This window comes from Candidatus Protofrankia datiscae (genome assembly GCF_000177615.2).
Lineage (GTDB): Bacteria > Actinomycetota > Actinomycetes > Frankiales > Frankiaceae > Protofrankia > Protofrankia coriariae.
In genome coordinates, this window is sequence record NC_015656.1 from 4428590 (window position 1) to 4441202 (window position 12613).

A 12613-nucleotide genomic window follows, 5' to 3' on the forward strand; every position below is an offset into this window, starting at 1 on the left:
CCCGCTCACCCCCCGGACAGCCCGGCGAGCGCCCCCGCCCGGCGCGCCCGGCCGACCACCGGCATGATCACGCGGACCAGGGCGTCGACGTCCGCCGCGGTGGACGTCCGCCCCAGCGAGAAGCGCAGCGAGCCGCGGGCACGGGCCTCGTCGACGCCCATGGCCAGCAACACGTGGGACGGCTGGGCCACTCCCGCGGAGCAGGCCGACCCCGTCGAGCACTCGATCCCGTGGGCGTCGAGCAGCAGCAGCAGCGAGTCGCCTTCGCAGCCCCGGAAGGTCAGATGGGCGATGCCGGGCAGGCGGCCGGGGCCGGCGGGCGCTCCGTTGGCCACCGCGTCCGGCACCGAGGCGAGCACCCGGGCAACCAGGTCGTCGCGCAGGGCTGCCAGCCGCACCGACTCGGCCGGCTGCTCGGCGACCGCCGCCGACGCCGCCGCCGCGAAGGCGGCCACCCCCGGGGTGTCCAGGGTGCCCGAGCGGACGTCGCGCTCCTGCCCGCCGCCGTGGGTCAGCGGCGCCAGCGTCAGCCCCCGGCGTACCAGCAGCGCGCCCATGCCGATCGGGCCGCCGAGCTTGTGCGCGCTGACCGTCAGCGCGTCCGCGCCGCTGTCCTCGAACGACACCGGGATCGACCCGACAGCCTGGACGGCGTCGGTGTGGAACGCGATCCCGTACCGGTGCGCGACCGCGGCGAGTTCCGCGATCGGCGAGACCGTCCCGACCTCGTTGTTCGCCCACATCACGCTGACCAGGGCGACGCTGTCGGGATCCCGCGCGATCGCCGCGGCGAGGACGTCGGGGCGCACCATTCCGGTGGCGTCCACCGGAAGCAGTTCGACCTGGGCGTCCTGCGCCTCGGCGAGCCAGATCACGGCGTCGAGGATGGCCCGGTGCTCGACCGCGCTGACGAGCACCCGGTGCCGGCGCGGCTCGGCGGCGCGGCGGGCCCAGTACAGCCCCTTGATGGCCAGGTTGTCGCTCTCGGTGCCGCCGGCGGTGAAGACCACCTCGGACGGGCGGGCGCGCAGCGCGGCGGCCAGGGCCTCACGCGACTCTTCAACCACCCTACGTGCACGACGGCCGCTGGCGTGCAGCGACGACGCGTTCCCGCCGTCCGCGAGCGCCGCGTTGTAGGCGGCCACAGCCTCCGGACGCATCGGCGTGGTCGCCGCATGGTCGAGGTAGGTCACATCACCGAGGATATCCGCGCCCGCCGGCGATACCCGCCCGACGCCCGCAGTCCGCAACCCGACGCCCCGGCCAGCGACGACCGACCAACGGCGGCGGGCTGCACCGAACCGTCGCCCTCCGAATATCACCGCCAGCCCGTCAAGCGCATCTAGAAAAGCGCGCTATCCCCTCAGGGACGGTCGTACACAGCCGAAAATCATGGCTTCCACCTGTGGTTTTCTAGTATAAGTACGTTTCATAAAAGCGTGGTTACACTAGAACACAGACCTTGGAGGCGCCTCGGACGCCGGGATGGATGGTGCGGATGGAGCGGCCGGTGGACATGTTCGACCGGGAGGAGGAGTGGGCGGCGCTCGCGAGCTTCTGTGAGGACCAGGCGCCGGGCGCGACGCTGGGCGTGGTCACCGGCCGCCGGCGGCAGGGAAAGTCGTTCCTGCTCGAAGCCGCGTGCGAGCAGACCAGCGGCCTTTACCACCAGGCGCTCGAAGGGACCGCCGTGGACTCCTTGCGGCTGTTCGGCGCGCGCTTCGCCGAGCACGTCGGCGCCGCCGCTCCGCTGGCGTTCGGCTCCTGGACCGAGGCGGTCGACGCCATACTGGGGCTGGGCCGGCAGGCTCCGGCCACCGTCGTCATCGACGAGTTCCCCTATCTGGTCAAGGCCGCGCCACAGCTGCCCTCGGTACTCCAGGCGGCGTTCGGCCCGCGCCGTCCCGAACGGACCGGCTCGCGAACACGGCTGATCCTGTGCGGCTCCGCGCTCACGGTCATGGGCCGTCTGCTCGCCGACCCGGCGCCGCTGCGCGGCCGGGCGGCGATGGAACTGCTCGTGCCCTCGCTGGACTTCCGGCTGGCCCGGGAGTTCTGGGGCATCGACGACCACCGGCTCGCGGCGCGGGCGCACGCCGTCGTGGGTGGGACGCCGGCCTACCGGGACTTCGCCCGCGGGGACAGCCCGCGCGGCATCGACGACTTCGACGCCTGGGTGGTCAGAACGGTCCTCAACCGCAACTCGCCGCTGTTCCGCGAGGCGCGCTACCTGCTCGCGGAGGAGCCCGACCTGCGCGACCCCGGCCTGTACAGCTCGGTGCTGGCAGCCGTGGCCACCGGCGCCGTCACCCGCGGCGCGATCGCGAACGCGGTCGGCCGGCCGACGGGCGACCTCGCGCACCCCCTGACCGTACTGGCCGACGCCGGCTTCCTGGTCAAGGCGGACGACCTGCTGCGCGACCGGCGGCCGGTGTGGCGGATCGCCGAGCCGCTGATCGCCTTTTACCACGCCGTCATGCGGCCGGTCTTCGGCCGGCTCGAGGCGCGCGGGCAGGCGGCCAGGACCTGGCCGGGCCGGCGCGCCACGTTCGCATCCCAGGTTCTCGGGCCCAACTTCGAGGAGATCTGCCGGACCTGGGTGGCGCTGTACACCGGCCCGGCGACGCTCGGCACCGACGACCTCGGCGACATCGGCCATGGCACCATCCACGACCACGAACAACGGGCGGCGATGGAGCTCGACGTCGTCGCGCTCGGCCCGGCCGACGGCAAGCGCCGCCGGCTCGTCGCCGTCGGCGAGGCCAAATGGGGCGTCGAGCTGGGCCTTGAGCATCTGAACAGACTGCGACGCGCCCGCACGCTCATCGAACGGACGGGCGGCCTGGACGTGACCGGCACCCGCCTCCTGCTGTTCTCCGCCACCGGCTTCACCGACGACCTACGCGCCGCCGCCGATTCCACCCCCGACATCGTCCTCATAGACCTCCACCGCCTCTACGAAGGCGACTGAAACTACGAACGGGGCTGGGTGGGCTTGTGCCGCGCCTAGATCGTGGTGCCGTGTTCGAGGTAGGTGGGACGCTCGGAGGAGCGGACAGTGATGGCCGCCAGGACGCGGCGGCTCAGGCGCGGCGGAAGCACGGAGGGTAGTTCCTCGGCTGCGGAGAACCGCCAGCCTGTCAGCTCCTCGGCTTGTAGCGCGATCCGCTGTCGCCATCGCTCGGCGAGTACTCCGCCGTCGAACAAGAAAAGGATCTTGTCGCCTTCCTGTTCGGAAGGTGCCCAGTCGACGACGAGTAGGCCACCGATCGGTGGTTCGATACCAAGTTCCTCGCGGACTTCCCGAATGCAGGCGGCGTGGGGGGACTCGCCGGGTTCGACGTAGCCTCCGGGTACTTCGAGTCCTTGCTTGTAGGAGGGGTCGACGAGCAGGACTCGACTGTCTTCGTCGAAGAACAGCACGCCGGCCGCCACGCGAGGCGTGGCCGTGGGCGGGGCTGCGTCATTCATAGCGGTAGACCACCGGGCTTCGGTCGGAGCGGATGGCTCTGCGGGTCACTTCCAGTACCCGGTCGTCCTGGTTATAGCAGCGGCGCCAGATCAACAGGACGTGTTGACCGTCCGGCAGGCCGAGACGCGACCTTTCGTCAGCCGTGGCGGGGCGTTCGGTGACTGTGTCTTCCCAGCGCAGGACGTGGCCGGCGTCGGTCATCCGCGAGTACATACCGCCAGGACCCGTACTGAGTTCCCGAAGGATCGGAAGCTGCTCGGTAACCGCCGGGGAGAACCAGGTCACGGCGACCTGTAGCGGTTGGCGCTCGCCGTCGACGAGTTGACCCTGTGTGCGGAAGCGTTCGAGGACGGTCGTTCCGACGGGCACGGCGAGCCACGGGGCGACTTCCGCTGTCGCTTCGACGTCGCGGATGGTCGTCTCGGTGAAGGGCTCGGCACCAGCCTCGACGACGCTGAGCGGGAAGCCTCTCCAGGTGCCTTCCTGCCGCGTGACGTCGGCGGCCTGCCGTGCGATGCCTGTCCGCTTGCTCACGATCGCGCCACGGCTCGGCACGAGTTCGATCAGGTCTCGCTCGGCAAGCATCGCGAGCGCGCGGCGGACGGTCGAAATCACGACGCCGTGTTGTTCGGCGATCGAGGCCCAAGTTTGCGACCGGGTTCGCGCATGGCTGTCTGGTCTTGGACGAGCAAGACGCTGGCGGAGCTCGGCACGAAATCCGGTCGGAGTTCGGTCATGTCCGTATCCCAGCCTGTGCCCTCCATGGCCAGGGCCCGGCGCCGGAAGTCGGCCCGGCCGATGAGATGCCGCAAGGCGAGATCGACGATTTCGCGCCGGGTGTTCACCCCGAAGAGGCGCATGGCCTCTTCGATCAACTCGTCATCGACAGCGATGCTGGCCCGCACATCCTTCAGGATCATTAACCTGCACAGCTCCGCGCATTTTGCTTATCAGCAGATCCACGAGTAACGGTACGCGACGCCGTGGATCGTGACAAGCACGATACGTCCAGTCAGAAGTGGTCACGCAGTGGCCGGCCGGGGGCCGGCAGGTCAGAAGTCGCCGGCGCGGCTGCGGAACTCCCGGAGGATGTCGACGAGCGGACCGACCTGCTCGGGCGGGAAGCCCGGGTCGGCGAACAGGCGCCGGTTGAGTTCGACGGTGGCCGTGGTCGCCACCTCCCGGCCGGCTGCCGTGATCTCGGCCAGGGTCGTGCGCCGGTCCGTGGGATGCGGGATGCGGCGGACCAGGCCCTGCGAGGACAGCCGGTCGACCGCGCTGGTCACACTCGTCGGATGCACCTGCAGGCGATTGCCGACCTTGCTCATCGGCAGGGAGCCGGCCCGGCTGAACAGCAGCAGCACGAGCAGCTCGTAGCGGGCGAAGGTCAGCTCGAAGGGGCGCAGCACCTCGTCCGCCCGGGCCAGGATGATCTGCTGGGCGCGCATCACGGACGTGACGGCCGCCATGCCGTCAGCCGCCTCGGCCCATCCGTGCGCCGTCCACTGCTTGCGCGCCTCCTCGATGGGGTCGAACGGCAGAGGTTTGGGAAAGGACACGGGCGGACGGCTCCTCCACGACGTGGCCGGTCGGCCGGGAACAACACGGGCCTTGTTCCCCGTGCCGCCGCGGGCCCATGGGAAACGTGGGCCTCCCGGACCCCTGTCGGAGACCTGCCGCGTCCGGGGTCCACGCCGGATCCGGCGGGGACCCCGGACGCGAGCGAATCACGACCGCGCTGCCCTGGCCAGCCAGGGCGCTGGGAAACTAGGTTTGCTCAGACATTACGACGATACCGGCCACCGACTTCGAAGAAGGCGTCACTGATCTGACCGAGCGAGCAGTGTTGGACCGCGTCGATGAGAACGTCGAAGACGTTCTCGCCGGCCGCCGCGGCCTCACGCAGCCGGCGCAGCGCCTCGGGGGCCTCCTCGGCGTGCCGGGCCTGGAAGTCGGCGAGGCGCTCGAGCTGTGAGACCTTCTCCTCCTCCGTGGCCCGGGCGAGCTCGATGGGACCCTGCGAGCTGTCCTCCGCGTCGGGGTCGAGGAAGGTGTTCACCCCGACGATCGGCAGGCTGCCGTCGTGCTTGCGCTGCTCGTAGAGCATGGACTCGTCCTGGATGCGGCCGCGCTGGTAGCCGGTTTCCATCGCGCCGAGCACACCGCCGCGCTCGGAGATCCGCTCGAACTCGGCGAGTACGGCCTCCTCCACGAGGCCGGTGAGCTCCTCGACGATGTAGGAGCCCTGGATCGGGTTCTCGTTGCCGGACAGCCCCCACTCCTTGTCGATGATCATCTGGATGGCCAGCGCGCGACGGACGGAGTGCTCGGTCGGAGTGGTCACCGCCTCGTCGTAGGCGTTGGTGTGCAGGCTGTTGCAGTTGTCGTAGATGGCGCACAGGGCCTGCAGCGTGGTGCGGATGTCGTTGAAGTCCATCTCCTGGGCGTGCAGGGAACGGCCGGAGGTCTGGACGTGGTACTTGAGCTTCTGCGACCGCTCGGCGGCACCGTAGCGCTCGCGCAGGGCCACCGCCCAGATCCGCCGGGCCACCCGGCCGATGACGGTGTACTCCGCGTCCAGGCCGTTGGAGAAGAAGAACGACAGGTTCGGCGCGAAGTCGTCGATGCGCATGCCGCGGGCGAGGTAGGCCTCGACGTAGGTGAAGCCGTTGGCGAGGGTGAACGCGACCTGGCTGATCGGGTTCGCCCCGGCCTCCGCGATGTGGTAGCCGGAGATCGACACGGAGTAGAAGTTGCGGACGCCGTGGTCGATGAACCATTCCTGCACGTCGGCCATGCAGCGCAGGGCGAACTCGGTGGAGAAGATGCAGGTGTTCTGCCCCTGGTCCTCCTTGAGGATGTCGGCCTGCACGGTGCCGCGCACGGTCGTCAGCGCTCTGGCCCGCACCTCGGCGGCCTCGGCCGGGGTGGGCTGGCGGCCCTCGGTGGCGGCGAACTGTTCCAGCTGCTGGTCGATGGCGACGTTGAGGAACATCGCGAGGATCGCCGGAGCCGGCCCGTTGATCGTCATGGAGACGCTCGTCGTCGGCGAGCACAGGTCGAAGCCGGCGTAGAGCTCCTTCATGTCGTCCAGGGTCGCGATCGAGACCCCGGACGTGCCGATCTTGCCGTAGATGTCGGGACGGGGCGCCGGGTCCCGGCCGTAGAGCGTGACCGAGTCGAACGCCGTGGACAGCCGGGTGGCCTCCGAGCCCCGGGAGAGGTAGTGGAAGCGCCGGTTGGTGCGGAACGGGTCACCCTCGCCGGCGAACATCCGCGCCGGCGCCTCGCCGATCCGCTTGAACGGGAACACCCCGGCGGTGAACGGGAACCGGCCGGGCAGGTTCTCCGCGCGCAGGAAGCGCACGAGATCACCGTCGTCGCCGATGCGGGGCAGCGCCACCCGGGGTATCGAGCTGCCCGACAGCGTCGTGCGGCGCAGCGGCGTGTGGATCTCCTTGCCGCGCACCTTGTAGACCAGCTCCTCGCCGGAGTACTCCGTCACCGTCGCCGGCCAGGCGTCCAACTGCTCGCGCACGCCGGGATCCAGCGCCTTCTCGGCGCCTTCGAGCAGGGCGTCGAGCCCCGCGTGCCGGTCACCGGCGGCGGCGAGCTCCTGGTGCGCCGTGCGCAGGTGCTGGCGTCGGCGGGCCGCCTCGACCTGCTCGGCGCTGTGCCGGTGGTAGGAGCGGACGGTCTCGGCGATCTCCGCCAGGTAGCGGACGCGGGACGCCGGGAGCACCCTCGTCAGCCCCGAGGACGCCTTGACCGACACCCGCGGCAGCGTGCCGGCGGCCAGTGGCAGGCCCTTGGCCCCGAGCAGCGAGGTCAGATGCTGGTAGAGCGCGGTGACCCCGTCGTCGTTGAACCGGGCCGCGCTCGTCCCGAACACCGGCATGTCCTCCCAGGAGGAGCCGAAGGCCTCCCGGTTGCGCACCAGCTGACGGCCGACGTCGCGGCGGGCGTCCTCGGCCCCGGGCCGCTCGAACTTGTTGATCGCCACCACGTCGGCGAAGTCCAGCATGTCGATCTTCTCGAGCTGGGACGCGGCACCGTACTCGGGCGTCATCACGTACAGCGAGACGTCCACCAGGTCGACGATGCCGGTGTCACCCTGGCCGATTCCCGGCGTCTCGACCACGACCAGGTCGTAGCCGGCGGCCTGGCAGGCCGCGATCACGTCGCCGATCCGTTCGGGCAGCTCACTGCCGGCGCCTCGGGTTGCCAGCGAACGGAAGAAGATCGTGGACGGGCCGTCGGCGTCCCCGAGCACGTTCATCCGGATGCGGTCGCCGAGCAGGGCGCCGCCGGCGCGGCGGCGGGTCGGGTCCACCGCGATCACGGCGGCGCGCAGCTTGTCCTGCTGGTCGAGGCGCAGCCGGCGCAGCAGCTCGTCGGTCAGCGAGGACTTGCCGGATCCGCCCGTGCCCGTGATGCCCAGCACCGGGACACCGGGCCGGGCCGCCTGGCGCACCTGGCGCGCGAGCTCGGGCGAGGCGCCGCCCTGCAACACGGTGATCGCCCGGGCGAGCGCACCCTGGTCACCAGCTGTGATCGCCGGCAGCGACGGCAGGTCGATGGTCAGGTCGGTGTCGCACTCGGCGACGATAATATTGATCATCCCTGGCAGCCCGAGCCGCTGCCCGTCCTGCGGCGAGAAGATCCGGGCGACTCCGCGGGAGTGCAGCAGGGCGATCTCGTCGGGGACGATGACACCCCCTCCCCCGCCGTACACCCGGATGTGGCCGGCGCCGCGCTCGCGCAGCCGCTGGACCAGATAGCTGAAGTACTCGACGTGCCCGCCCTGGTAGGACGACAGCGCCACCGCCTGGGCGTCCTCCTGGATCGCGGCCGTGACCACCTCCTCCACACCGCGGTCATGGCCGAGGTGGATCACTTCGACGCCCTGGGACTGCAGGATCCTGCGCATGATGTTGATCGCCGCGTCGTGGCCGTCGAACAGGGAGGCCACGGTGACGACCCGCACCGGATGCTGCGGGACGTGCAGGGGTGACTGACTGGCTGCGCCCATCCTCGAAACCTCCGGACCAACGGCGGGCATGCTCCCCCATCCAATAGTTGGATGGGCAGATATTAGGATGCCCACACAATAGGCTGGACGTCCAGACCCCAGCATGATCATCATTTTGCGGAGATTCCCGGCCGCATCCGCAACGGAAGGCGACGGGAGGGCGTTCCAGCCAGATTGCGCCCGCCGGGCCAGCAATGACCACCGGGCGACACCCACCGGACACCGGACCAGCATCATCCGAAACCAGCCCCAGGGACCGGGAAACGGGATCGAGCAGGGGTTCCGATGCCCGGACCCCTAGCACACCACCAGGACCTACAGGGGTCCGCGGCCAGCGTTCGTCAGGCCGTTCCGAGGCGGTTCCAGCTCCAGATGGCCGCCCGTGCCGGGGGTGGAACGACAACGGCCGGACGTTCCCCGGGTGGGAACATCCGGCCGTCAGGGACCGCGGAAGACCGCGGAAGGACACCGGTGGAACATCCGCGGACACGCTGCCGCAAAGCGGCAGCCCGGCTACCCCTTGCGCTTCTCGATCGCCTCGGTGAGCTGTGGGACGACATTGAACAGGTCACCCACGACTCCGTAGTCGGCGAACTCGAAGATGGGCGCCTCCGGATCCTTGTTGATCGCGACGATCGTCTTGGACGTCTGCATCCCGGCCCGGTGCTGGATCGCACCGGAGATGCCGACCGCGACGTAGAGCTGCGGCGACACGGTCTTGCCGGTCTGGCCGACCTGCTGCTGGTGGGGGTACCAGCCAGCGTCGGTCGCCGCCCGGGACGCGCCCACCGCGGCGCCGAGGCTGTCAGCCAGCTTCTCGACCAGCGTGAAGTGCTCGGCGGCGCCGAGACCACGGCCGCCGGAGACCACGATCTGCGCCTCGGTGAGGTCGGGACGGCCCGACTTGGCCTCGACCACCCGGTCGAGGATCTTCGCCGACTTCGCCGCGTCCGAGATCGTGATGTGGACGTTCTCCGTCACCGGGGTGGTCGGCGCGGCCTCGGGGGCGGTGGTGTTCGGCCGCACCACGAAGATCGGTGTCCCCTTGGTGACCTTCGAGGTGACGATCGTGGAGCCACCGAAGATGCCCTGGGTCGCGGTCAGGTCCGCCGCGACGGCAACGGCGTCCCAGAGCAGACCGGACCCGGTCTTCGCGGCCGTCCGCGCGGCGGCCTCCCGAGCCTCCGCGGTGGCGGCCGTGAGGACCGCCGTGGGCGAGACGTCGGTCACCAGCTTGGCCAGGACCTCGGCCACCGGCGCCACCACATAGTCGACGACGTCGTCGGACTCGACGACGTACACCTTCGACGCTCCGTACTCCGCCAGGAACTCCCTGGCCTTCTCGTACGTGCCGGGAGCGCCGAGGAAGACCGCGGACGCCTCGCCCAGCGACCGGGCGAGCGTCAGCAGTTCGGCAGTGATCTTCTTCGGCTCGCCGTCCGCGTGCTCGACGAGTACCAGAACCTCAGCCATCGGATAAGGACCCCTCAGATCAGCTTCTGCGCGACGAGGAACTCGGCGGCCTTCGTACCGCCGTCGCCCTCGTCCTTGACGATCGTTCCGGTCTGACGGGGCGGCGCCGGCTGGGCGTCCACCACCGTCGACGCGGCGTTGGCAAGCCCGACCGTGGCGGGATCCAGGCCGGCGTCGGCAACGGACACGGTGGTCAGCGGCTTCTTCTTGGCCGCCATGATTCCCTTGAACGACGGGTAACGCGGCTGGTTGATCTTCTCGACGACACCGACGACCGCCGGCGTGGACGCTTCTACCAGAGCGTAGCCGTTGTCGGCCTGGCGTTCTATACGAACAGTGCCCGCCGCCGGGTCGACGGTCACCTTACGGGCCTGGGTGAGCTGCGGGAGCCCGAGCTGCTCGGCGAGCAGGGCCCCCAGCACACCGCCCCGGGCGTCAGAGGCCTCGGCCGCGGTGATGACGATGTCGGGCGACAGCGTGGAAATAACTTTCGCGAGCACGACGGACGTCTGCAGGGCGTCGGAGCCGGCCAGCTGCTCGTCGGTGATGTGCACGGCCTTGTCCGCGCCCATCGACAGTGCCTTGCGGATGGTCTCGATGGCCTTCTGCGGGCCCAGGGTGACCACTGTCACCTCGCCACCATGAGCTTCCTTGATCTTCAGGGCCTCTTCGACACCGTATTCGTCCATCTCGTTTATGACGTTGTCCACGCTCTTACGATCGATCGTCTTGGTGACCGGATCGAGCTTCTTCTCTGCCCAGGTGTCCGGCACCTGCTTGACAGTAACAACGATGTTCACCACGCCTCGAGGCCTCCGTAGCCACTTTCATCGGTCTGCTTGTTCCTGACATGGTCGCACCGGCAACGTTGTCACGCTCAATGATCGCCGACGCGTCCGGTACCGCGCCCCGCCCACACCCGGGGCCATGCTCCGTCCACGTTGCCACCGGAGGGCACCCACGTGTGCATTCAAGCCAACTTCTGCACGGTCCCTTCCGTCACCGTGATCGCATCACTACGTTCTGCCCCGAGGCTGAAAAAACACCCTGTCGTCACAAAAAGTCATTACACGAGCCATTAGGGCACAATGGATAGAAAATCGGAATTGATCGACTTCATTCGGGAAGATGGCCCTATATCGGACAAAGATGGATCCAGCCCCACACTGTTCGCACGCCTGCTCGCCGAGACCTCGATCTCCGACACCCGTTTCGCCCGGCAGGTCAACGAGCGCGCACGGCGACACCGCCGGATCGAGCTCGGGTTGGCCAGGACCACGGTGGGCCACTGGCGTCGCGGCATGCGCCCCCGCGACCCCATGGTGGCCGAGCTCGCCGCCGCCGAGATGTCGGCTCTGGTGGGCTACCGGATCACCCCGACAGACCTCGGTTGGCGGGGTGAGACATTTCGCGGGGACGACTTCGGGCTCACCGTGGCCGAGCAGCCCGTGGGCACCCTTGGAACCATCGCCGGACTCTCAGGACGCGACATGCGCAGGCGAGATCTCTTGCAGGACGGAAGCGCGTTCATAGCGAGCGCCTTCGCGGACTCGGTGCTGGCCAGCCTCACCGGCGTCGTCAGGACGGTCGACGACGACACCCCGGCCACCGCCCCGACCGCAATGATGATCAGGGACATGACCGAGACCTTCCGCAAACTTGACGCCCGGTACGGCAGCGGCGAGATCCGTGGACAGGTGGTCGCCTTCCTCCACGACCGGGCCAGGACCGCGCTGGAGGCCCGGCACACCCCGGATCTCTTCGGCGCGCTGGCCGAGCTGACCCAGTTCAGCGGCTGGCTCGCCCAGGACTGTGACCGTCAGTCACTGGCACAACGCTATTACATTCAGGCGCTCGGCCTCGCCGAACACGCCGGGGACACCATGCTGGCCAGCCGGATCCTCTCCACCATGAGCGACCAGGCCGGGCGTCTCGGCCAACTTCGCCAGAGCCTCGCACTGGCCAAGGCCGCCCTCGAGCGCTCCCGCTCCGTCGCGTCCCGCTCGGTACGGGTGATGCTGCACGACAAGCACGCCTGGGCCCTGGCCCGCAACGGCGACGAGGCCGGCTGTTGCAAGGCGCTGGCCGCCATGGACGCCGAGCTCGACCGGGCTGGCGACGGCGACGACCCGCCATGGTCGTCGCACTACAACGAGACGGACGTTGCCGAGTGCAAGGGCCACTGCTTCATGCTGCTCGGGTGGACCCGGCAGGCCGAGCCCCTGCTGCTGGAGTCCCGCGCCCGGCAGCTCCCGTCCCGGACCCGCACCCGCAGCTATGCCGAGGCGGATCTCGCCCTGTCCTATCTGCGCAGGCCCGGCCCGGATCTCGAAGCCGCCCTGGACGCCGGGAACCGCGCGGCCGACCTGGCGAGCGGTCTCGACTCCGCCCGGATCACCGAGAAGCTGCGCGATCTCGACCGCGAGCTGAGCCGGCACGACGACGTCGTCGCCGTCCGGGAGTGGCGCCGGCACGCCGCGCCGCTGGTGACCCGCCCCGTCGTCCCCACCAGGGTGGCCGCGACAGCCATCTCCGCGTGACCGGCCGAAGCCGCGGACCGGATCCGCAGGGAGCTCCACGGGCATGCGCTCCACGGCAACGCGTTCAACATCGTAAATCGTACAAATTAGTACAGA

At 69.6% G+C, this 12613-nt stretch carries 10 protein-coding genes; 2 read left to right on the forward strand and 8 right to left on the reverse strand.

Annotation, left to right across the window (positions count from 1 at the left end):
- Window positions 1-5: 5 nt before the first annotated feature.
- Window positions 6-1193, reverse strand: coding sequence for a cysteine desulfurase family protein (locus FSYMDG_RS18600; protein ID WP_013874933.1), 1188 nt, complete (start codon window positions 1191-1193; stop codon window positions 6-8).
- Between the two features lie 305 nt (window positions 1194-1498).
- On the opposite strand from FSYMDG_RS18600, the gene FSYMDG_RS18605 reads away from it, so the two are divergent.
- Complete coding sequence (locus FSYMDG_RS18605) at window positions 1499-2971, forward strand: AAA family ATPase (RefSeq protein WP_013874934.1); 1473 nt, start codon at window positions 1499-1501, stop codon at window positions 2969-2971.
- Between the two features lie 35 nt (window positions 2972-3006).
- Here FSYMDG_RS18605 and FSYMDG_RS18610 read toward each other — a convergent pair whose 3' ends face one another.
- From FSYMDG_RS18610 to FSYMDG_RS18640, 7 genes are all read right to left on the reverse strand, one after another.
- Window positions 3007-3471, reverse strand: a complete 465-nt coding sequence (locus FSYMDG_RS18610) for an NUDIX domain-containing protein (protein WP_013874935.1) — start codon at window positions 3469-3471, stop codon at window positions 3007-3009.
- A complete protein-coding gene (locus FSYMDG_RS18615) occupies window positions 3464-4087 on the reverse strand; it encodes a GntR family transcriptional regulator (RefSeq protein ID WP_013874936.1) in 624 nt (207 codons plus the stop codon). The genes FSYMDG_RS18610 and FSYMDG_RS18615 overlap by 8 nt, the downstream gene beginning before the upstream one ends.
- Window positions 4084-4392: a type II toxin-antitoxin system VapB family antitoxin gene (locus FSYMDG_RS28815; RefSeq protein WP_013874937.1), complete on the reverse strand. Its 309-nt coding sequence runs from the start codon at window positions 4390-4392 to the stop codon at window positions 4084-4086. The genes FSYMDG_RS18615 and FSYMDG_RS28815 overlap by 4 nt, the downstream gene beginning before the upstream one ends.
- A 132-nt stretch (window positions 4393-4524) precedes the next feature.
- On the reverse strand, window positions 4525-5031 hold the full coding sequence (locus tag FSYMDG_RS18625; protein ID WP_013874938.1) for a MarR family winged helix-turn-helix transcriptional regulator: 507 nt from the start codon (window positions 5029-5031) through the stop codon (window positions 4525-4527).
- A 218-nt stretch (window positions 5032-5249) separates the two neighbouring features.
- Window positions 5250-8504, reverse strand: a complete 3255-nt coding sequence (icmF, locus tag FSYMDG_RS18630) for a fused isobutyryl-CoA mutase/GTPase IcmF (RefSeq protein WP_013874939.1) — start codon at window positions 8502-8504, stop codon at window positions 5250-5252.
- A 513-nt stretch (window positions 8505-9017) separates the two neighbouring features.
- On the reverse strand, window positions 9018-9977 hold the full coding sequence (locus FSYMDG_RS18635) for an electron transfer flavoprotein subunit alpha/FixB family protein (protein WP_013874940.1): 960 nt from the start codon (window positions 9975-9977) through the stop codon (window positions 9018-9020).
- A 14-nt stretch (window positions 9978-9991) separates the two neighbouring features.
- Window positions 9992-10777, reverse strand: coding sequence for an electron transfer flavoprotein subunit beta/FixA family protein (locus FSYMDG_RS18640; protein WP_043607045.1), 786 nt, complete (start codon window positions 10775-10777; stop codon window positions 9992-9994).
- Between the two features lie 288 nt (window positions 10778-11065).
- Between FSYMDG_RS18640 and FSYMDG_RS18645 the strand changes: the two genes are divergently transcribed.
- Complete coding sequence (locus tag FSYMDG_RS18645; RefSeq protein WP_013874942.1) at window positions 11066-12517, forward strand: hypothetical protein; 1452 nt, start codon at window positions 11066-11068, stop codon at window positions 12515-12517.
- The last annotated feature ends 96 nt before the right edge of the window (window positions 12518-12613 follow it).

Excerpts from the sequence above, each read along its gene's own strand:
- FSYMDG_RS18645 (WP_013874942.1), top strand. The coding sequence starts at position 11,066 with ATGGATAGAAAATCGGAATTGATCGACTTCATTCGGGAAGATGGCCCT.
- FSYMDG_RS28815 (WP_013874937.1), bottom strand. The coding sequence starts at position 4,392 with ATGATCCTGAAGGATGTGCGGGCCAGCATCGCTGTCGATGACGAGTTG.
- FSYMDG_RS18610 (WP_013874935.1), bottom strand. The coding sequence starts at position 3,471 with ATGAATGACGCAGCCCCGCCCACGGCCACGCCTCGCGTGGCGGCCGGC.
- FSYMDG_RS18635 (WP_013874940.1), bottom strand. The coding sequence starts at position 9,977 with ATGGCTGAGGTTCTGGTACTCGTCGAGCACGCGGACGGCGAGCCGAAG.
- icmF (WP_013874939.1), bottom strand. The coding sequence starts at position 8,504 with ATGGGCGCAGCCAGTCAGTCACCCCTGCACGTCCCGCAGCATCCGGTG.
- FSYMDG_RS18605 (WP_013874934.1), top strand. The coding sequence starts at position 1,499 with ATGGAGCGGCCGGTGGACATGTTCGACCGGGAGGAGGAGTGGGCGGCG.